Annotated in this window: 18 protein-coding genes and 3 pseudogenes; 10 read left to right on the top strand and 11 right to left on the bottom strand. The window is 69.1% G+C overall.

The window, feature by feature from the left end:
* Positions 1-140 precede the first annotated feature (140 nt).
* The gene (locus ACFY10_RS54035) at positions 141-299 is read right to left on the bottom strand and encodes a hypothetical protein (RefSeq protein WP_390672807.1); all 159 of its coding nucleotides are present in this window, start codon (positions 297-299) and stop codon (positions 141-143) included.
* Between the two features lie 53 nt (positions 300-352).
* Here ACFY10_RS54035 and ACFY10_RS54030 point away from each other — a divergent pair.
* Positions 353-694 (top strand): annotated as a pseudogene (locus ACFY10_RS54030) (3'-5' exonuclease); the annotation flags it as partial.
* A gap of 369 nt (positions 695-1,063) precedes the next feature.
* On the opposite strand, the gene ACFY10_RS54025 reads toward ACFY10_RS54030, so the two are convergent.
* From ACFY10_RS54025 to ACFY10_RS54015, 3 genes are all read right to left on the bottom strand, one after another.
* Positions 1,064-3,862: a tetratricopeptide repeat protein gene (locus ACFY10_RS54025; protein WP_390672806.1), complete on the bottom strand. Its 2,799-nt coding sequence runs from the start codon at positions 3,860-3,862 to the stop codon at positions 1,064-1,066.
* A gap of 254 nt (positions 3,863-4,116) precedes the next feature.
* The gene (locus ACFY10_RS54020) at positions 4,117-4,659 is read right to left on the bottom strand and encodes a hypothetical protein (protein ID WP_390672805.1); all 543 of its coding nucleotides are present in this window, start codon (positions 4,657-4,659) and stop codon (positions 4,117-4,119) included.
* Positions 4,660-5,144: 485 nt separating this feature from the next.
* Positions 5,145-5,540 (bottom strand): ATP-binding protein, encoded by a 396-nt coding sequence (locus tag ACFY10_RS54015; RefSeq protein ID WP_390672804.1) that lies wholly within the window; start codon positions 5,538-5,540, stop codon positions 5,145-5,147.
* Between the two features lie 278 nt (positions 5,541-5,818).
* Here ACFY10_RS54015 and ACFY10_RS54010 point away from each other — a divergent pair, with 278 nt between their 5' ends.
* Together ACFY10_RS54010 and ACFY10_RS54005 are read left to right on the top strand one after the other, a co-directional pair.
* Positions 5,819-6,088, top strand: a complete 270-nt coding sequence (locus ACFY10_RS54010) for a DUF397 domain-containing protein (RefSeq protein WP_390672803.1) — start codon at positions 5,819-5,821, stop codon at positions 6,086-6,088.
* A gap of 87 nt (positions 6,089-6,175) precedes the next feature.
* Positions 6,176-7,108 carry a helix-turn-helix domain-containing protein gene (locus tag ACFY10_RS54005; protein WP_390672802.1) on the top strand — a complete coding sequence of 311 codons (933 nt, stop codon included), beginning with the start codon at positions 6,176-6,178 and terminating at the stop codon, positions 7,106-7,108.
* A gap of 11 nt (positions 7,109-7,119) precedes the next feature.
* Here the strand turns inward: ACFY10_RS54005 and ACFY10_RS54000 are convergent, their stop codons facing one another.
* The 4 genes from ACFY10_RS54000 to ACFY10_RS53985 form a co-directional block, all read right to left on the bottom strand.
* Positions 7,120-7,923 carry an SAM-dependent methyltransferase gene (locus ACFY10_RS54000; protein WP_390672801.1) on the bottom strand — a complete coding sequence of 268 codons (804 nt, stop codon included), beginning with the start codon at positions 7,921-7,923 and terminating at the stop codon, positions 7,120-7,122.
* Between the two features lie 217 nt (positions 7,924-8,140).
* The gene (locus tag ACFY10_RS53995) at positions 8,141-8,521 is read right to left on the bottom strand and encodes a hypothetical protein (RefSeq protein WP_390672800.1); all 381 of its coding nucleotides are present in this window, start codon (positions 8,519-8,521) and stop codon (positions 8,141-8,143) included.
* A gap of 136 nt (positions 8,522-8,657) precedes the next feature.
* Positions 8,658-9,542 carry an XRE family transcriptional regulator gene (locus tag ACFY10_RS53990; RefSeq protein ID WP_390672799.1) on the bottom strand — a complete coding sequence of 295 codons (885 nt, stop codon included), beginning with the start codon at positions 9,540-9,542 and terminating at the stop codon, positions 8,658-8,660.
* Positions 9,543-9,858: 316 nt separating this feature from the next.
* Positions 9,859-10,119 (bottom strand): hypothetical protein, encoded by a 261-nt coding sequence (locus ACFY10_RS53985; RefSeq protein ID WP_390672798.1) that lies wholly within the window; start codon positions 10,117-10,119, stop codon positions 9,859-9,861.
* Between the two features lie 506 nt (positions 10,120-10,625).
* Between ACFY10_RS53985 and ACFY10_RS53980 the strand changes: the two genes are divergently transcribed.
* A complete protein-coding gene (locus ACFY10_RS53980) occupies positions 10,626-10,997 on the top strand; it encodes a MerR family DNA-binding protein (protein ID WP_390672797.1) in 372 nt (123 codons plus the stop codon).
* Positions 10,998-11,017: 20 nt separating this feature from the next.
* On the opposite strand, the gene ACFY10_RS53975 is transcribed toward ACFY10_RS53980, so the two are convergent.
* Genes ACFY10_RS53975 through ACFY10_RS53965 form a run of 3 tightly spaced genes read right to left on the bottom strand, consistent with a single transcriptional unit; the run spans position 11,018 to position 13,723 of the window.
* Entirely contained in the window at positions 11,018-11,704 is a 687-nt protein-coding gene (locus ACFY10_RS53975; RefSeq protein WP_390672796.1) for a GntR family transcriptional regulator, read from the bottom strand.
* Entirely contained in the window at positions 11,694-12,470 is a 777-nt protein-coding gene (locus tag ACFY10_RS53970) for an aspartate/glutamate racemase family protein (protein ID WP_390672795.1), read from the bottom strand. The genes ACFY10_RS53975 and ACFY10_RS53970 overlap by 11 nt, the downstream gene beginning before the upstream one ends.
* A complete protein-coding gene (locus tag ACFY10_RS53965) occupies positions 12,467-13,723 on the bottom strand; it encodes a dicarboxylate/amino acid:cation symporter (RefSeq protein WP_390672794.1) in 1,257 nt (418 codons plus the stop codon). The genes ACFY10_RS53970 and ACFY10_RS53965 overlap by 4 nt, the downstream gene beginning before the upstream one ends.
* Positions 13,724-13,921: 198 nt before the next feature.
* Here ACFY10_RS53965 and ACFY10_RS53960 point away from each other — a divergent pair.
* The 6 genes and pseudogenes from ACFY10_RS53960 (at position 13,922) to ACFY10_RS53935 (ending at position 20,075) form a co-directional block, all read left to right on the top strand.
* Positions 13,922-15,347, top strand: a pseudogene (locus tag ACFY10_RS53960) (aspartate ammonia-lyase).
* Between the two features lie 278 nt (positions 15,348-15,625).
* A pseudogene (locus tag ACFY10_RS53955) lies at positions 15,626-15,781 on the top strand (LacI family DNA-binding transcriptional regulator); the annotation flags it as partial.
* Between the two features lie 70 nt (positions 15,782-15,851).
* Positions 15,852-16,661 (top strand): LacI family DNA-binding transcriptional regulator, encoded by an 810-nt coding sequence (locus ACFY10_RS53950; protein ID WP_390672793.1) that lies wholly within the window; start codon positions 15,852-15,854, stop codon positions 16,659-16,661.
* 195 nt (positions 16,662-16,856) lie between these two features.
* Positions 16,857-17,684 (top strand): carbohydrate ABC transporter permease, encoded by an 828-nt coding sequence (locus tag ACFY10_RS53945; RefSeq protein WP_390672792.1) that lies wholly within the window; start codon positions 16,857-16,859, stop codon positions 17,682-17,684.
* Positions 17,681-18,517, top strand: coding sequence for a carbohydrate ABC transporter permease (locus ACFY10_RS53940; protein WP_390672791.1), 837 nt, complete (start codon positions 17,681-17,683; stop codon positions 18,515-18,517). Before ACFY10_RS53945 ends, ACFY10_RS53940 begins: the two co-directional genes overlap by 4 nt.
* 163 nt (positions 18,518-18,680) lie before the next feature.
* Positions 18,681-20,075, top strand: coding sequence for an extracellular solute-binding protein (locus ACFY10_RS53935; RefSeq protein ID WP_390672790.1), 1,395 nt, complete (start codon positions 18,681-18,683; stop codon positions 20,073-20,075).
* Positions 20,076-20,106 lie beyond the last annotated feature (31 nt).

Raw genomic sequence — 20,106 nt, 5'->3', positions numbered from 1 at the left:
ATGCGGCAGCAACCGCCCCAAACCCCCTGAACCGCACACCCGGTAGATGCCCAGATCAGGCAGGTGACGTCACAAGATCCCCGACAGAGCCGAATTACGTGACCGTCGACACCCGTACCGGTCAGCACGCCGCCGGCCTTCTACGCCGCGCCCCCGTAATCGATCAGCCGGCAGCCCACGTCCCCGGCCCGCTCGGCGAGCGGCTGCACGGCAACGCCGAGCGCCTGCGCGACCTCGCCGACGCCCACCACCGCACCCGCATCACCCTCCAGGACGGAGCCGTTGGAGCTGCTCGCCATGAGCGGCGCGGAACTGGGTGACGATCTTCCCGCCCGATCCGAATCTCGACGCGCCCTTCGTCGACCTCGTCGACACACACGGACCCGACGCCATCCTTGCCGCCATCGATGAACTCACCGCCGAGAAGCACGCCGACGTCACCGTCTCCACGGTCCACAAGGCCAAGGGTAGCGAATGGCCTACCGTCAAGATCGCCGAAGACTTTCCTCCGCCCAAGGACACCGACCAGCATGACGCCCAAAGCCGCCCGATTCCGGAACCGGTCAACGACACGGATGCCCGCCTTGCCTACGTCGCCGTGACTCGGGCTCGCTATCAACTCGACCTCGGCGGCCTGTCCTGGATTGGCATGTACCCCACGGCTTCAGCGGGAACGAGTCCAGCGCGTCGGTAGCTGTCGCCTTTCCGGGCTTGGGGGCTGCGTTTTCGACGGTGGGCATAGGGGCAGCGGCCCATGAGAGTGGTGCCTGTCTTACGACCCGGCCATCGTGATCAACCGCGGCCCCGGGCCTGCTGCGACGCCTTCTAAGCGCTCGCTGTCGGTCCGGACACACACGACGATTGCGACCTCCTCGTCGACCGCGTCTCCGGCGCACTTTGCGAAGTCAGCTGCTCGCCCACCCGGGGCCGTATGGAAGAACTCAAGTGCCGCCTTGCCCATGGCAGCCGCCGGTGGGCCAGCCGGGGCTTGCTCACACTGCTGGCGGCCGCGTACCAGAGCCCGACCAGCGCGTAGCAGACGACGCCGCCCGAGCCAGCGACTTCAGCCGGTGCCAGGTGTGTCAGCCGGAGCCTTACTTCCGTACTCTCTTATGCGTTCAAGGATCTGCTCAGCTTCCGTTCCGCAGTCGAGCCGCGAGTAGAGTGCTGCGGCCAACTCTCCGCTGGCCACCGCCTCAGCGGTTTCGCCCGCCGCTGCGAGAGTTTCCGCGAGGTTGAACAGGGACAGGGCCTGACCGGGTTCGTCGCCCGCGGTGCGACAAATATCGAGATGCTCGCGGATAGCGGTCTCCGATTCGGTGTACCTCTCCATGCCCCGAAGGGTGGTGCCAAGGTTGTTGAGGGCATACCCGCGCAGAGTGGCCTCGCCGGCCCGGCCGAAGAGGTCTGCGGCTCGGCGCAGTTGGCGCGCCGATTTCTTCAGACGGCCCGCCTTTTCGAGGAGGAGGCCGGCCGAGTTGCGTAGCCGTCCCTCGTGCGCCCTGAGATCCTTCCGCTGCAGGAGTTCGGCTGCCGCCAGCAACTCGTCGATCACGCTGTCCGGTACGGAGTCCTGGCGCCCTAGTACTGCCTGGATGCCGGTCAATAACTTGATGGCTTCGTTCTGCTGTTCTCCCTCCAGCAGCAGGATTGCGCGGGCACTTGGAACAGCGGCGGCGGCGTAGTGTCCTTGGTTCCAGTGTGCCCTTGCTGCGTCGGCCCACGCGTTGCCCTCGGCTGCCTGCTCGTCGAGGGTGTGGAGGAGAGCGGCTGCCCGTAGGCAGACGTCGACGAGCCGCGCCCAGTCTTCCACCGATTGCAGTTCCCGCGCGGCGTTGATAAGGATGCTCACCTCCCCGTCCGGCTCACCGGCGTTCCGTAGTCGATCCGCAATCGCGAGCCAGGTATCGGCGGCTTCTGAGTTCCGGTTGCCCTTTCTCAGGTTTCTTGCGAGATTCGCCAGCGAATTGAGTTGTCTGAACGTGTCACCAGCTTTCCCAAGTAGGTCGGCTGCCTGACGGTGGGCGGCGGTACTCTCCTCCGACTGCCCGGCGTCCCAGAGGGCGTTGGCGAGGTTGTTGAGTGCCGTGGCCTCCTGGTAGTCGTCGCCGAGATCCCGGCATGCCCTCACGGACTGGCGGTGGACGTCGACCGACTCCGTATGGTGTCCCGCTCCGCGCAAGGCATTGCCGAGGTTGTTCAGTGCCAACTGCCGCTTCCGTGGCCAGCCCATTTTCGTGTAGATCGCGAGGGCCTCTCGGCTGTGTTCGGCAGATTCCTCGTACTGACCTGCCTCCCGGCAGGCCGTTCCCAATGCGGCCCGGATCAGGGCCACTTCCTCCGGGACGGCGCCCCGACGTACGGCTCCGAGTGCCGCCCGCAGAATTTCCACAGCTTCCAGCGGCCGATCTGCATTCGACAGTGCGAGTCCATGGGCCAACCGCATTTCCAGTTGGTTGTGAGCGTCACCAACCGAGTCGGCGCGTTCCAGAGCTACGCGGGTCAGCGTCACAATCTCCTCGCCTTGGCCCCACTGCACGAGTTCTGCGCCGAGGTTGCGGATGAGGTCGAAGGCGGCGGCTTCGTGCCCGTCGGAGTCCAGGGCGAGTTGGATGCAGGCGGTGATGTTGCCGTACTCCGTTTCCACCCAGCCCAGTGCTTCGGCCGTGGTGGTGAAGCGTCTTTCCGCTGGCACGTTGTCCAGGTGCTCGACCTGGCATCGAACCGCTGCGGCGCGCCATGCGTAGAAGGTGAGCAACCGCTGCAGCGCGATGTCACGCTCATCTCGGTGCGCGGGCTCCTCGCCCCGCTCCTGCGCGTAGATCCTGACGAGGTCATGCATCGACCAGCGCTCAAGCCCGCTGGGTGTGCGGCTCCGTTCGATGAGATGGGCGCGGGCGAGTTCGGCCAGCATGTGCCGCGTCTCCCGGACCGGTCGCCGTGTCAGGGCCGCCACTGTCTCGGAGGCCAGATCAGGGCCGGGATGCACCGCCATGACACGGAAGATGTGGGCGAGATCGGGTCGGAGGTGTTGATAGGACAGGTTGAAGGCGGCTCGTACGGCCAGGCCAGCGCCCGCTTCCCCTCCGCTCACCACCGACAGCGCATCCAACCGCTGCCGTGCGTCAGTCAGTTCGTCCACGAGATCGGTCAACGGCCGCTCCGGCTCCGCCCGCAGAATGGCCGCGATGATCAGCAGCGCCAGCGGAAGGCCGCCGCACAATGCAGAGAGCCGGATCGCTATCGCGCGCTGGGCGCCGGATCCACGTGGATCGGAGCGGCGGGCAACGCGCAGGGCCCGCTCGATGACTCTGGCTCCCTCCCTCGACTCCATAACCATCACGTCGAGAAGCTGGGCGTCTAGCGTGGTCAGCGTGTGGCGCGAGGTGATCAGGACGCGATGGTACTGAGCAACGGGCAGCAGCGGAGCGACCTGGCCAGCGTCGAGGGCGTTATCCAACACCAGGAGTACGGGTGATGCGGCCCGGTCCAGGACGGTGAGGTGCTGACGCAGCGTCGTTAGCACGTCGTACGTTCCGCGTGGCATGTCGTCCTCCTGCATGCCGAGGGACCGCAGCAACTGGGCTGCCACCGCCTGGGGTTCGATGCGGGCGGCCGGGCCGTGGCCGTGCAAGTCGATAAGGTGCGCGCCACCGCTGAACCAGCCCCGTGAGACAGCCTCGCCTGCGGCGTGGAGTGCCAGGGCGCTCTTGCCGACGCCCGCCATTCCGGCCAGTGCCATGACTGGCACGCCGCGCTGGTTGCCCTGGCCGTCCCGGGCTGGCCGCAGGAAGTCGAGCAACAGGCGCACTTCGGCCCGTCGCCCGGTGAATGCCGCCGGAGGCGGGGGGAGTCCGGGCACTACGCCGGAGGGCTGCGACCGGGCAGCCAGCAACGCGGCTGCTGCGGGGGAAAGATGGTCGGTGAGAGCCGTAGGGACGCTGCCTCGCAGGCGCCGTGCGTCTTCGGGTGTCAAGAAGAACTGGAGGACGTCGCCGTAAATCTGGCCAGCGGCGACGGAGAAGTCCGACGCCTCGGCGACCGTCCTGGCCAGGGCCGTCTCCGGTACGGACCCGGACCGAGTCAGTGGGTGAGCTGATGGGATGCCGGGCGAGTTCAGCTCGTCTGCCCGCCCGGCGGGGAGGGGTTTCCCAGGCCCGCATTTCCCGGGGCCTCGGTTCCGGCGTCACCGTTGCCTGTGTCCCTGTTCCCCAGGCCCACGTTCCCTATGGTCACGTCGCCGACCCTTTGTGCTGCGACGGAACCTCGGTCTGCGCGGTTGCTCACGTTTCCAGCGATGGCCACGCCCTCGTCGGATGCCACGGCCCCACCGGCTGCCTGGACAGCTGACTGCGCCTCCCGTACCGCCGCGTCGAGGGCTGCGGCGAGATCCGCGTCGTCCTGGGCCGCGGCGGTCAGAGCGTCGGCTACCCGGCGGCGCGTCAGTACCGACACCTCGCCCGTCTCGGTCGCTGCTTCTGCCCCGGCCCGCTGCAGTGCCGGGTCGTCGCCAAGCGCGCGCGACACCACGTCGTGCACCTTTTCCGTCGCAGCATCCACGAGCCGGTCGACCTCTGCGTCTGCCTTGCCCGCAGCCCGGCGCGCCTTGCGTACCAGGTAAGCGCAAACGTACCCGACAGCGACCTCGATACCTGTCATGGCTGCCCCCCTGTCGTTTCCTGGCCTCGACCGTAATCCCGCCCAGGCCCCGCTCGCAGTCGAACTCCGGAACAGCGGCGTTCCTCGCTCGGCGGAACGCAGCGCTTCGCACCCTCTTGTCGCGGTCGTAGCCCACGCGCGGGTCGGGCTCCTCCGCCACCGGGAGCCGATCGATCGCCGTGAACAGCGAGACCGTCTCCGGCGCCGCCCGGTGTCTGCCCGCCGGGGGCCTGGCAGGAGAGGTTGCCGGCGTGGGCGGGCGGGTGTCGGCCATTGCCGCTGGTGAAGCCATGGCGGGCAGAGGCAACAGGGCGAGCGCGGGCAGGAGTCGCAGGAGGCTCTTCATCATGAGCCGGTTGTAGACCCGCGCCCCTGCTCTTCTCCCTCGGTGCGGTGCCTGCTTCACCCAGCCGGGTCCGGCGATTCACTGCAGAAACGATGCGGTGATCCGCCGCTCGTATTCGCTGCATCGCCCTGGTGGGGTACTAGATCAGGATGCGTGCCCACACCGCCTTGCCCTGGCCCTGCGGGCTCCACCCCCAGACCGCCGAGAGGCCGGCGACGACGGTCAGCCCCCGCCCGTCGGTGGCCGGGTAGTCGGCCGTACGGGGAGCGGGCTGCTGGGGGCTGGGGTCGAGCACAATGCACACCACGGTGCGCGGGCTGGTGGCCAGGGCCAGCCAGGCCCCGTCCTCGGCCGTGGGCGTGTGCCGGACGGCGTTGGCCGTGAGTTCTCCCATCACGCTGGTCACGTCGTCGACCACTGTCCCTTCCAAGCCCCACCGCAGCAGGTGGCATCGGGTGAACTGGCGTGCGTGGGCGAGTCCGTCCGCGCTAGCGGTGACCTTCGTGGCGGCGAAGTTGGCGTCGGAGATGCCCATGGCCAGCCCCCAGTCCAGCGCCCGTGATTCGCCAGGAGTCGCTACCCCTGCAGATCCAGCCAAGCTGACCACCGGCACGGCCTCGCCCGAGGACATCGACACCCACCCCCATTCATCGGATCATCACACACGAAGAGAGCCCTTTCGAGGGACGGCATGCATGAAAATCACCCCCTAAAATCGACCATATTCCACGCGTCCATGAAAATTTCACGGACGCCACGGTCCCAGCCCTGCTCGCCGATGCCTGGATGAGACGGGGCCGACCGTACGGAACTATGGCGTCGACAACGGCGAAAGGACGAGACTTGGCAGCCTACGCAAACGGGGTCGCGGCCGACTCCATCCCGGGTGTGCAGTGGGTGAAAAGTTCGGCGAGCACCCCTGCGGGCGGCAACTGTGTAGAATTTGCGGCCCTGCCGAACGGCGATACGGCCGTGCGTAATTCCCGGTTCCCTGCCGGGCCCGCACTGGTGTTCACGTGTTCGGAAATCCTGGCGATGCTCGCCGGTGCGAAAGAGGGCGAGTTCGACCACCTGACCGTCTGAAATTCGACGTTCCAGGCTTGCGGTCGCCCGTCCTGCGTCCCCACTCTGGGGAACTGATGTTGAACCATGGGTGATCAAGGAGTCTGAGTGTCGGACGGTCAAGTCCTCCGGACTGTCGGGGACAGCGACGATCCCGGCAGCCTTCCGGCCGGCGCAGGCAGGGTGGTGGGAGCTCACCTGCGCCGGCTGCGCAAGGAGCAGGGCCTGCGGCTGGCGGATGTGGTGCGGGCCGGCGTGGTCGGCTCTGTGGCGACACTCAGCCGCATCGAGAACGGCACCACGCCGCTGAAGGCGAACATGGTGCTGGACCTGGCCCAGTTCTACGGGGTCACCAGCGAGCGCCAGCTCGACTCGCTGGTCAAGCTCGCCAGCAGATCACGCGAGACGCTGTGGTGGGAGGAGTTCCGGGACGTGATCCCCGGCTGGCTGGAGCGTCTCATCAGCGTCGAGACGGCCGCCGAGGAGATCCGCACCTATGAAGTGCAGTATGTGCCGGGCCTGCTGCAAACGCCTGAGTACGCGCGCGTGCTCGCGCAGCACGCTCTTCCCGACATTTCCTCCGACGATGCCGATAAGCAACAGGCGTGGCGTGAACGCGTGGTGAGGGTGCGGCAGCGGCGGCGGCAGCTTCTGCACGAGGCCGACGCGCCCAACTACTACGCCCTGGTGGACGAGGCCGTGCTGGCCCGGCCGATCGGCGGAGCGGCTGTCATGCGTCAGCAGCTGCGCGAGCTGTACAATCTCGAGGAGAACGCAGAACACATCCACATCCGTGTGCTGCCCTTCAGCGTGGGCGACGAGGCCATGGCCCCGGCCCCGTCCATCACCTACCTGTCGTTTCCCGCGGACCGGGAAGAGGACATGGTGTATCTCGAGGTGCACAACGGGGGCAGCTACCTGACCAACACCCAGGACGTGGACCGCCACCGGCTTGTGCTGACCACCTTGTGGCACCGGGCGACCACCCGCGACGAGACACTCGCGTTGCTGCAGCGCTACATCGACGGCCTGGCCAAGTGAGATAAGACTCCTTAGGGTTTGCGGGCGATCCCGCCGTAGATGATCCAGGCTGCCTCGGGCAGCGGGAGTTTCAGGTCGGTGCCGGGCCTCCAGCGTGCGACGTCGCCAATCGGGCCGCCCACCGGTTCCAGACCGTCGAAGAAGCGCTCGACCTCGGCACGCGAGCGCACCCGGGCCCACTGCCGGCCGGTGAGCCGTCGCATGAGCCGGGAGGCTTCTTCACGCAGCGCGGCATCGTCGCTGACGAGATGACTGAGCACGAGACAGCTGCCGGACGGCAGCTGGTCCATCAGGTCTGTCACGCGCTGCCAGGGGTTGCGCTCGTCAGCGATGCAGTGCAACGCACACAGAAATAGCGCCCCCACCGCCGCGTCGCGCTTGAGGAAACCGGCCTGCCTGCTGGTGGCGAGGATGTGGCCGGTGTCGAGCATGTCGGCATCGAGGATCAGGGTGTGGGCGTCGTCCACCATCATGCGGGCGTGTGCCAGGACCACCGGATCGTGGTCGATATAGACCACGCGGGCGGCCGGGTTGGCGCGGCGGGCTACTTGATGGACGTTGTTGCGGGGCATGGGCAGCCCCGCGCCATGGTCGAGAAACTGGCCGATGTCGCAGGCTCCCGCGAGATAACGCACGGCTTTGACCAGGAACTGCCGGTTGATGCGGGCGAGTTGCCGGGCGTTGGGGACCACGTCCAACAGGCACCTGACGGCTTCCCGGTCGGCCCCGTAGTGATCGCTCCCGCCGAGCAGGAAGCTGTAGATGCGTGCATCGCTGGCCTGGCTCACATCGATCAATTCTGCGCGCCCCCGCATGCCGTCACCGCCGCACACTCCCGCACAGGAAAACCTATGTGACGGCGTGTCAAGTAGGCGCACCATGCTAGGAGTTACGCACCACATGATCCACCCCGGCAGACACTTTCGTGTACCCCCCTCAGGAGTGAAACTGCAGCCCGGTGGCCCGAACCGGGGGTGGTCGGGGGCCGGCGTACGCGGGCGCGCCACGTCGCCGGTTTGTGATCAGGGGGTTTCAGGCTGCTGCGCCGGAGCGTACGGCCGCCTTCAGCAGACAGGTGAACTCGCCCGGCTGCCAGCCCATGACCTCGGCGGCCTCCGCGGCAGGAAGGCCCAAGCGGTAGCGCAGCAAAACCGCATCCGCCTGCAGGGCGGGCAGCACCCGGTACAGCTGAAGGTCGTCCGGCGCCACGCCGCTGATGCGGGCGGCGAGCAGCCGCCAGGCAAGCGCAGCGGGTGACGGGCTCTGCAGTGCCTCCGCCCACGCCATGGCCAGATCTCCCAGCGCTGCCTGTGCCAGCACCCGCGCCTGCCGGTCGTCCCCGACCCGAAGCAGCGCATAGCGGATGTAAATGTCGAGGTGGCGCTGGCAGAACGCGGCGAAGGCCGCCGGCATGCCGATCTCCACCTCCGATCGTCCGGCCCGTGATGCCGCCAGCACCGCCGTCCGGGGGGACGAGGGGGGTGCAGCCGGGGATGGCCGCCGTCGGATCGCCAGGTGATCGCGCCACCCACGGCGGCCCCAAGCCCTGTCAAGAGAGGTCGCTCGCACCAGAAACTCCCAGAGCCGGAAAGAAGTCGTGCGCGATCAGGAACGTGTACTGGACGTCCTCCCACAACGGCCGCACCTGAGCCGGGTTCCCGCCCAGCTGCTGCACGACCTGGTGCGTCGTTGCCCAGTCAGGAACGAGATCACCGCTGAGCACAGCGGTGAGAACGTCGCCGCGTACGCCTTCGCCTTGCGGGGGGCGGGTGCCTGCCGTCCGTCCCGAAGCCCACTGCAGGCCGCGCAGCGCGCCGTGGAACCGGGCCAGCGAAGCCGTCGCGGAACTTCGGGGCGTCTGACGCTGCCCCCGCGCCCACTCCCACAGCAGCCGGAACTCCTCGGGCCGCCCGCCGGCCGCCGTCACCACGGTGAACACCGTTGGCCAGTCGGGGATCCGCTGCCCGGTCAGCAGCCGGGACAGGCACGAGGGGGACACACCGGCTTCCCGCGCCACCGACTGCGCCGTGACCTCTTTCGAGCGCAGGAGAAACGATACCGCCGTGCCCAGACGCTGCCGGTGCTCCGATGCTCCCGTGGGCAATCCCGCTTCGGCGGGCACTGCGAGGGGGACGGCAGCAGCCTGTTGGGCGCGCTGGCGCATCTGCCGCCGAAGGGTTCGCTTTCCCCATTTGGCGCGCGCCGTCGCCTCGCTGACACGGGTCTTGCGCGCCACCTCGCCCCAACTGGTGCCCTGCGCACGGGCATCGTGTACGGCTGCTCCCAGATAGTGTGTGACCTCGGCGCCGACGGCCGCGGCATGTCCGACCAGTTCTTCGAGGTCGCTGCCCCGGTGTTCGGCTTCCACCAGCTCTGCGGCCAGTGCCTGCAGCCGGTGCGCAACCCCCGGCCCCCAGCGGGGTGAGTACACCACTGCCGGCTCCAGCCCCTGCTGGCGGCTGCGCATCCGCTGCGCGCGCCGCCGACAGACGTCCTGGCAGTACGTTCGCGGCCGGCCCGGCCGTTTCAGCCGCCGAAACCGGCGCCCGCACGGCGCGAACCCGCAGGTGCCGTACTCATACGGCTCACCGTGTGAGGAGCGTGTTCCGCTCTGCTTCATGTTTTTCGTCCATCCGCTGAGTCTGTGGCATCCCCGGGAGCGGAAACCCGCACCACCCCGCCCCAGGCCGAACTGCACCGCGGTGCAGGCGGGACGCCCTTCGACGGGAGCCCCGCCCACACCGCACGTGTCAGCGACGGCGGAAGCGCTGGTAGCTGAACACCGACCCGTCGGTGATCGCCCCCGCCACGACGCCCCACCACACCTTCTCCGGCACCACCGGACCACAGGCCGCCGACACTGCCGCCAACGACGACATGGCGGCCGCACCCCAGCGCACCTTGACGGCCAGACAACTCAGCAAATGGGTTTGGGCGAGCAAAACCAGCGGAATGCTATTTTCTGTTGCTGCCGGACGTAGCGATACGAGCAGCCGGCGAACGTGAGTCATGTTGCAACTCCTTCGGGAAAGCGTGAGGCATGGTTCACCGTCGGGGCCCCTCTTCCCAGGGGCCCCGACTCATGTGCGGAAGAACGCTATAGGCGAGCCCTGACCAACACCACGTCACCGCGGGCCCGTGAAAACGGAACCCGTCACGCCTCATGAACCAACTGAACAGCCACATACGACAACGCGCAGTCAAATCCGATCACTTTCGGAGCATTGCCGCACAGGTACGGACGACGACAGACCCAGGGAATGCCACTTCACCTGTAGGGCGCATTCATCCGACCCTCGGAGAAGTAACCCGAACGAGTGAGCACAGGAGCCCTCTTCCGCCCTTCCGTGAAAACGGCCCGCCAGGAGTTCCACCGCGGCAACCTCGCCGACGTCTGAACTACGTTCCCCGTGTGCTCCAGTGCCGGTTCACCCCCGCACCGACGGGGACCACGTGCAAACCCTGTGGCAGGCCGACGTGTGCGGCGGTTCACCCCCGCGTCGGCGGGGACGGCGAGTTGAGGACGATCACGCACCCGGCGACGGACGGTTCACCCCCGCGTCGGCGGGGACAACAGAACCTGCTCGCCTCGGAGCGCAGCAGCGGCGGCCAGCGCCAGTACGCGGACAGCGCCGTCGACCGGATCCACCTCATCCGCCAGCTGTACGCCGCCGGACTGAGCAGCAAGGCCATCGCCGAACTGGCGTCCTGCGTCATCGACGGCAAGGCCACCCCCGAACTCCTTCAGCGCCTGGCCGCGGAACGCAAGCACCTCGACCAGCGCATCGCGGACCTCGCCCACGCCCGCGACCGACTCAGCTCCGTCATCGACGGAGCCTCGTCCAACATGCACACCGGCACCCCCTGCCAGCGGAACGGGCAGGCATAGAGCTGAGTTGGCCCTGTGTTTCAGCCGGTCGCCGCTTCGGTGAACTGGTTGGTGTCGAAGAGTTCGTTGATGTGGCCGCCGAGTTCGGACCAGTGGTGACCGGAGAGTTCGGCGGCCGCGCGGGCGTCGCCGCCCGCGCAGACTGCGATCAGTTCGTCGTGGTGCCCGATGGTGTTGCGGCCGCCCAGCAGGGTGGAGAACTTGCGGTAGAGGATGCGGTGGATCTGCGGGTGGAGTTGCTCGACGATCCGGCTGAGTACGGGGTTGTCCGCAGCCGCGATGGGTACGGCGTGGAAGCGGTCGTCCGCGGCGAGCGCGGCGGTGGTGTCGTTGGCGGCGACGGCCCGTTCGAAGTCGTGGTTGGCCTCGCGCATGCGGTCCAGGTCCTGTTCGGTCATGGCCGGGACCGCCGTCTCGACGGCGAGCTGGTCGAGGGAGCGCAGCACGGCGAGGGTCTTCTCGACGTCGCGCCGGTTGAGGGTGGTGATGCGGGTGTAGACGCCGGGCTTGGCCTCGACCAGACCGATGTCGGCGAGCCGGGCGAGTGCCTCCCGCACCGGCGTCCGGCTGAGTCCGAGGCGCTCGGCGAGATCGCCGTCCTTGACCTTCTCACCGGGCAGGAGTTCGCCCCGCACGATCGAGTCACGGAGCCGCTCGAAGACCTCGTCGCTGAGGAGACGGCGTGAGACAGGGCGGTCAAGTGACATATTGCGTACGATACATCGCTCCTCCGTCGTCCCGTTCTGCCGTGCCCGCGGGCCTGGCCCGGCGGACGAGAGCCCGGGCCAGGACGAGCGCCGGGTCGACGAGGGGAACTGCCACGGCGTCGGCGGGCAGGCCGAGAGGGATCTCCGTGCAGCCGGCGATCACCGCCTGCGCTCCCTGTTCCGTCAGGCGATGTGCGGCGCGGGCCAGGAGCGCGGTCGCCGTGTCGTCGCGGGTGCCCGCCTTCACCGCGTGGATGGCGGCCATGACCTCGGCGTCCTGGGCCGCGGCGTCGGGCAGCACGAGGCGGATACCGACGCTCTCCAGCCGCTCCTGGTAGAGACCGGCGCGGACGGTGCCCGTGGTGGCCAGCAGTCCGACGGTGTGGATGCGGGGGCGCAGGGCGGTCAGATGCCGGGCGGTCTCGCCGATCATGTGGACGATGGGCAGGCCCACATGACCGGCGATGCGGGGGACGAAGGCGTGGGCGGTGTTGCAGGGGATGGCGATGACGGTGGCACCGGCCTCACGCAGGACGCGGCCGCCGTGCAGGAGCCAGGGCGTGGGATCGGGGCCGCCGCCCAGCAGGGCCTCGGTGCGGTCGGGGATGGTGGGGTCGGACCAGATGACCGTACGGAGGTGGTCCTGGTCGCCGGTGCCGGGGGTGGCCGCGACGAGCTTGGCGTAGAAGTCGGCGGTGGCAGCCGGCCCCATGCCGCCGAGGATGCCGATGATCTCGCCGTCGGCCATGCGGTTGTCGATGGTCACCGTGCGGGTTCCTCTTCCAGGGCCGCGAGTTGGGGTTCGGCCGGGGTGGCCGCAGGACTGCCGAGCCTGGCCTCGCGCCGCTTCTCCGAACTGTCGACCACGGCCGCCGCCAGCGAGTTGCCGACGACGTTCACGCCGGTGCGCGCCATGTCGACGATGAAGTCCACGCCGAGGAGCAGGGCGATGCCCTCGGCAGGCAGGCCGATGGAGTTGCCGGCGGCGATCAGGACGACGATGGACGCGGAGGCGACGCCGGCCATGCCCTTGGAGAGGATCACCAGCACGCCGACCATCAGGAGCAGGGCGGGCAGGGAGGTGTCGGCGCCGTAGGCGTTGGCGAGGAAGACCAGGGCGGCGGCCTGGTAGAGGACGGAGCCGTCGGTGTTAAAGGAGTAACCGAGGGGGACGACGAAGGAGGTCGTGGAGCGGCTGAGGCCGAAGTCCTCCAACTTGCCCATCAGCGGGGCCAGGACCGATTCCGAGCTGCGGGTGACGAAGGCGATCCCGGCCAGCCCGCCTATCGACCTCAGCAGTTCGACGTAACGGATGCGGAAGATCGCGGCGATGAGCGGGAAGAGCACGCCGAGGACGATGGCCAGGCCCGCGTAGACGACCGCGATGAAGCCCAGCAGGCTGCGCAGGTTGCCGAAGCCGTAGTACGCGACGTCGTAGGAGATGAAGCCGAGCACGCCCAGCGGCGCGACCCTGATCACGTAGCCGACGACCTTGAACATCACCGCGGCGACGGAGTCCAGGAGGTTGGCGAGGGGAGCCGACTTCTCGCCGATCGCGGCCATGGCGACGCCCACGAGGACGGCGAAGACGATCACGCCGAGCAGGTTGCCCTCCCCGAACGCGGCGAAGATGTTCTTCGGCACGGCGTTCAGGAGCAGGGCGTGGAAGTCGACGCCGTGGCTCAGGCCGTCGAGGTCCTTGCCGTCGGCCCCGTGCACGGGGGCGCCCTTGCCGATGCCCGTCAGCTTGGCCAGGCCCACCGCGATCAGCAGGATCACGGTGGTGACGAGTTCGAAGTAGAGGATGGCCTTGCCGGCGATCCGGCCGACCTTCTTGACCGACTCCATGCGGGCGACGCCCAGCACGATGAGCGGGAAGACCAGGGGCAGGACGACGACCTGCACCAGGTTCACGAACACGTCGCCGAGGATTTTCATCTGCTCGCCCGCGGACGGGGCGAAGGTTCCGATGAGGGCGCCGAGGCCCACGGCGATGAGCGACTGAATGCCGATCGGCATCCGCAGACATCGCCTCCAAGGACTCGGTGGGGCGTCTGTGCTGGTGGGGCGGGTGTGCGCGGTGTTCATGTGATCCTCCGGCCAATCCAGTGTGCAATATATTGCGTTCTGCGTGTTGGCCGGTAACACTGAGGCCGGAGACGGCCGCCTGTCAAGAGGTGCCGCGCGAACGAGGAGCACTCAATGACGGAGCACTCAATGGCTCAGGCCACCCGTATCGAGCACGACCTGATCGGCGACAAGGAGGTTCCGGCCGACGCCTACTACGGCGTGCACACCGTGCGGGCCGTGGAGAATTTCGCGATCACCGGGTCGACCATCGCCCAGTTCCCCGACCTGATCGCGGCGCTGGCGGCGGTCAAGCAGGCGGCCGCGCGGGCCAACCGCGAACTCGGCCTGCTGCCGCCGGACATCGCCCAGGCGATCATCCGCGCCTGCGAGGAGATCCGCGCCGGGCGCCTGCACCGGCAGTTCGTCGTCGACCCCGTCCAGGGCGGCGCCGGCACCTCGACGAACATGAACGCCAACGAGGTCATCGCCAACCGGGCCCTGGAGATCCTCGGCCACCCCCGCGGCCGCTACGACGTGATCCACCCCCTGGACCACGTCAACCTCGGCCAGAGCACCAACGACGTCTACCCCACCGCCGTACGCCTCGCCCTGGTCACCTCGCTGCGCCGGCTCGGCGGCTCACTGAAGGCACTGGCCGCGGTGTTCACCGAGAAGGCGGCCGAGTTCGGCGACGTACTGAAGATGGGCCGCACCCAGCTCCAGGACGCCGTAACCATGACGCTGGGCCAGGAGTTCACCACGTACGCCGTCATGATCGAGGAGGACCGCCAACGCCTCGTCGAGGCCGCGGCCCTGCTGCTGGAGTCCAACCTCGGCGGCACGGCGATCGGTACGGGCATCAACGGCCACCCCCGCTATGCCGAACTCGCCTGCGCGTACCTCGCCGAGATCAGCGGCGAGGACGTCCGCCCCGCGGGCGACCTTATCGAGGCCACCCAGGACTGCGGGGCCTTCGTCCAGCTCTCCGGCGTCCTCAAGCGGGTCGCCGTGAAGCTCTCCAAGACCTGCAACGACCTGCGCCTGACCTCCTCCGGCCCCACCGCCGGGCTCGGCGAGATCAACCTGCCGCCGGTGCAGGCCGGTTCGTCGATCATGCCGGGCAAGGTCAACCCGGTGATCCCCGAGGTCGTCAACCAGGTCGCTTTCGAGGTCATCGGCAACGATCTGACCGTCACCATGGCCGCCGAAGCCGGACAGCTGCAGCTCAACGCCTTCGAACCCGTCATCGCCTACAGCCTGCTGCGCTCACTGACCCACCTGCGCGCCGCCTGCGACACCCTCGCCACCCGCTGCGTCCCCGGCATCACCGCCAACCGCGAGCACCTCCACGACAGCGTCCACCGGTCCGTCGCACTGGTCACCGCACTCTCCCCGCACATCGGATACGCCGCTTCCACCGCCCTCGCCTGCCAGGCCCTGGCCACCGGCCGCCCCGTCAAGAGACCTCGCCGCGGAGAGCGGTCTTCTCACCGCCGGCCAACTGGACACGATCCTGCGGCCGGAGAACCTCACCGGGCGCTCCGCCCGCGCCTCGACAGCGGCCACCCCGTGACACGCGCGGCCGTGACACGCCGCTCTGCCGCCCCGCGACCGCGTGCTCGGGTCCGGCGACCGGGTGCACTCACGCGGACGCCGCCCGCGAGGGCGACACCCGGGCCGAGTTCCTGTGACGCGGATGGGTCCATGGCTTCCTCGGCGGGCGGATCCGGTGCGAGTCCGCGGTCGCGACGAGCCGCCACGACGCCGAGGGCGCACCGCGGGCCGTAGAGCGGCGTCCGGGCAGGGCATCGGCCACCTCGGCCTCGCATCCACGGGTGTGATACTTGCCGCGTGACGGAGAGCAGGCCGACGAAGGCGCCCACGATCATCGACATCGCACGTGAGGCGGGCGTGTCGAAGTCCGTGGTGTCGCGGGCCCTGCTCGACCAGGGCGGGGTCAACGAGGACACCAGGCGGCGCGTCGCGGAGGTCGCGAGGCGCCTCGGGTACGTCAAGAACGCCATGTCCCAGGGACTCGTCGCGCAACGCACCCACACCATCGGGGTCCTGGTGCGCAATGTCACCCAACCCGTTCTACGGCCACCTCCAGGCGGCCCTGGAGGAGCGCGCTGCACACCTCGGCTACCGCGTGGTCGCGACCACAGGCACCGGCGCCTTCGAGTTGACCCAGGAGCGCAACGCGCTGCGCACCCTGCTGTCGCTGCGCGTGGAGGGACTGGTGGTGTGCAGTGGACTGCTCTCGGCGGCGGACATCACGCCATTCGTCCAGCATGTGCCCACCGTGGTCGCCGGGCGGCCAGAACGGGACCCCGCGCTCGGCAGCGTCTACTGCGACGAGCAGGACGGCGCCGCCCAGCTGGTAGCGCATCTCACCGGGCTCGGTCACCGCCGGGTGGGGGTGCTCATGGTGCCGCAGAGGCTGTCGATCACCCAGTACGAACGCGGCACCGCAATGGTCAGATCGCTGCGCGAAGCGGGGGCCGAGCCGGTCGTGGTCGAGCTGGACGAGGGCGCGGACAGCGTCGCGCGGGCAGTCGGTTTCCTGCTGTCCGCGGGCGGTGCGCCGGAGCGGGTGACGGCGGCCACGTGCCCCTCGGACCACGCGGTGCTCGCCGCGACGGAGTTCCTGCACGGCCGGGGGCTGAGCGTGCCCGGTGACCTGTCGCTGACCGGCTTCGACGGTGTCGCGCCCCTGTCGACGCCGGTGCTCGGGCTGACCACCCTGCGCCAGCCCGTGACGGAGATCGGCCGCCGGGCGATAGACCTCGTCCTGGGCCGCTCGCGCCCGTACCCCGGGGACGTTCCCCATCTCGCCCTCCGCGGAACCCTGGTCGCCGGCCGCACCACGGCACCGCGGCACATCTGACGACCACACACGCTCACGCCGCTTCATCCCGCCGGGCGACTGGTCGCGTTCAACAACTGTTTCCGTGTTGCACCTTGCCCGTTTGTCCGGCGCGTGCTTATTCTCTCGCTCACGTTCGGGAACGTTCCCTATCGCTGTGATCAGCGCAAACGCAGAGGCGCAACACTGGGCCCGTGGCTCCTGGCCCCGGCCCTCGTGCTTCTGCTGGTCTTCCTCTACCGGCCGCTCGCGGCCACGGTCGGACTGAGCTTCCGCGGCACCGGCCTGCTCGGAAACCCCACCCGGTTCGTCGGGCTGGACAACTACCGCGAGCTGTTCACGGACCCCGCGAGCCGCCGGGTCCTGCTGACCACCCTGGTCCTCAGCGTGCTCAGTACGGCGCTCGCGACGGGCGGCGCTCTGGCCGCGGCCCTGCCGCTGCGGCGCCGTATCCCCGGTGGACCGGTGTTCCGCACGGTGTTCTCCGTGCCGTTCGCCTACTCGGCCGCCACCGCCGCCACCTGCTTCGCCGGAATGTTCGCGCCCTCGGTCGGCACTCTCAACCAGGTCCTGGCCTGGTTCGGACTGCCCGGCCCCGACTGGCTCCAGTCGCCGACGCTCGCTGTGCTGTGCGTCGCGGTCACCACGGCCTGGTACGAGTTCGGATTCACCTTCCTCGTCCTGCTGGCCGCCCTCCAGGGGGTGCCGGGCGAGGTACTTGAGGCCGCCGAACTGGACGGAGCCGGCGGTGTCCGGCTGGTGCGGAGCATCATCGTGCCGCTGGTGTCGCCGAGCCTGTTCTTCCTGGCGGTCACCCAGACGGTGAGCGGCCTGCAGATCTTCACCCAGGTCCAGGTGCTCACCAAGGGCGGCCCGTCCGGCTCGACCACCACCCTCGTCTACGAGTTGTACCGGCGGGCGTTCGGCGCGGGGCTGCCCGACTACGGCCGGTCCTCGGCGGTGGCCGTGGTACTGGTCGTCCTGGTGGCGCTGGTGACGGTGACCCAGTTCGCGTCCTGGAGCCGGAAGGTGACCACCTCGTGAGCGCCCTGCCGCCCGCACTGCCCCGCACGGACGCCTGGACCGCCGCCCGCTGGCTGTGGCTCCTCGCGTTGGCCCTGCTCGTCGGCTTCCCCGCCTATGTCAGCGTGCTGAGTGCCTTCCTGCCCGCGCAGGACGTCGCCCGCGGCGTGCTGCTGCCGCACCGGCTGACCCTGGACGACTTGCGCACCGCGCTCGACAGCGTGCCGCTCGGCAGGCAGTACGCGGTGAGTTCGGCGGTCGTCGTGCTCCAGACCTCGGCGCAGCTGATCACCTCGGCGCTTGCCGCGTACGCGCTGGTCTTCCCGCGCTGGCGGGGCTGTACGGTGATGTTCGCGCTGATCGTGGCCACCCTGGCGATCCCCAGCGAGAGCCTGGTCATCCCCAACTACACGCTGGCCAGTGACCTCGGACTGCGTGACACCCTGCTCGGCGTCGTCCTGCCCTTCCTCGCCGCCGGCTATCCGGTGTTCCTGCTGCGGCAGGCGTTCGTGTCGCTGCCGCGCGAGGTGTGGGAGGCCGCCCGGCTGGACGGCTGCGGCGATCTGCGCGCCCTGTTCCTCGTCATCCTGCCGATGGCGCGACCCCAGGTGACCGCCGCGACCCTGTGGAGCGCGCTCTCCGCCTGGAACGGCTACCTCTGGCCGCTGCTGATCACAGACTCGCCTGACCGGCGCACCGTCCAGGTGGGCATCGCCCAGCTGACCAGCGCCGAGTCCACCGGCCCCGCAGTGCTCTACGCCGGACTGGTCCTCGTCCTCCTGCCCACCCTGGTGCTCGTCACCGTGGGCCAACGCTTCCTGGTCCGCAGCCTTGCCGCGGGCAGCGTCCGCTGACGTCTCCGTGATCAGCCGGACGTCTCCTTCCCTTTCCCTGATCCGCTGACGTGTCCCCGATCCGTCACGCACCCGTTCCCCCGCACCGCTTCCACCCGCGCCTCTTCCGCCCGCATCTCTTCCACGCGCACCTCTTTCACCCGCACACGTTCTGGAGCGAACCATGAGAAGAACCGTTTCCGCATCGATGGCTGTTGTCACCACCGCCCTGGCTCTCACCCTCGTCAGTGGCTGCGGAGGCTCGACAGGCGGCTCCGGCACCATCGCCGAGGCCACCGCGCCCGGCCCCTCGGCGCTGGCCGGCCACAAGGGCGAGATCACCGTCACCCTCTGGCACGGCCTGGACACCAACTCGGCCACTGCCCTCGACGGGCTGCTGGCCGAGTTCAACGCCGCCCACAAGGGCAGGATCAAGGCGAGGGCCGTGTACCAGGGCGCCTACGCGGACGCGCTCGCCAAGTACAGCGCCGCCGTACGCGACAAGAGCACCCCGAGCATCCTGCTCTCGTACGACGTGAGCACCGGCTACCTCGCCGACGCCGGCCAGAGCGTCAGCGCCGCCGCCCTCGACAAGGCCAACCGGGGTACCGTGCCGACCGGTTCGCTGCGCCCGGCCGCCGCGAGCTACTACAGCGCCGGCGGCAAACTGCTCGCCGTCCCCTTCAACACCTCCACCCCGCTGCTCTACGTCAACACACGGTTGCTGAAGAAGGCCGGGCTGCCCGCCGACACCCGGCTGAACACCCTCGCGCAGGTGGCCGCCGCCCGCACCGTTCACGCGAAGCTCCCCGGGGTCAAGGGTCTCGACCAGCCCTTCGACGGCTGGTGGGCCGAGCAGTTGACGGCCGCCGCGGGGCAGACCTACTGCACCCCGGACAACGGTCGCGCCGGCAAGCACCCCTCCGGCGTCACCCTCACCGCCCCGGACCAGAAGGCCGCCATCAAGACCGTCGCCGACCTGTACACCAGCGGCGCGGCCCTGGACACCGGCACGGCGGGCGCCGACGCGGTGAAGGCGTTCCAGGGCGGCAAGGTCGCCATGATCTTCGGCAGCAGCGGGGCCGCGAACACGGCGACCTCCGGTGCGGACTTCCCCGTGACGGCCCACCCGTACCCGTTGTCCGGTCCAAAGGCGTCCTCGGGCCCGGTCATCGGAGGCGCCGCCCTGTGGGTCGACGGACCCGGCCACAGCGCTGCCGAGCAGGTCGCCTCCTGGCAGGTCATCGGCTTCCTGACCTCCGCCAAGGCACAGGCGGAGTTCGCCCGGAAGACCGGCTACCTGCCGGCCAACCGCCAGGTCGACACGGACAGCGGCTGGAAGTCCTTCCTCGCTGAGAACCCCGTCGTGAAGACCGCCGCCACCCAGCTCGACGCCGTTCCGGCGGTCACCGCCACGGCCGGCTGCCTCACCGGCGCCCTGCCCCAGATCCGCACCGACGTCGTCAGCGCCCTGCAGAGCGCCTTCTCCGGCCGTACCCCACTGGACACCGCCCTGAAGAACGCCCAGAGCGCCGCCGACCGCGACATCGCCCAGTACCGCAAGCAGGCCGGCCAGTGAACCACCAGCACCCCCGCACCGGCGGCCACGG

The sequence above is a fragment of the Streptomyces sp. NPDC001401 genome (assembly GCF_042895385.1).
GTDB lineage: Bacteria > Actinomycetota > Actinomycetes > Streptomycetales > Streptomycetaceae > Streptomyces.
This window is presented reverse-complemented; position numbering and strand designations above follow the sequence as displayed.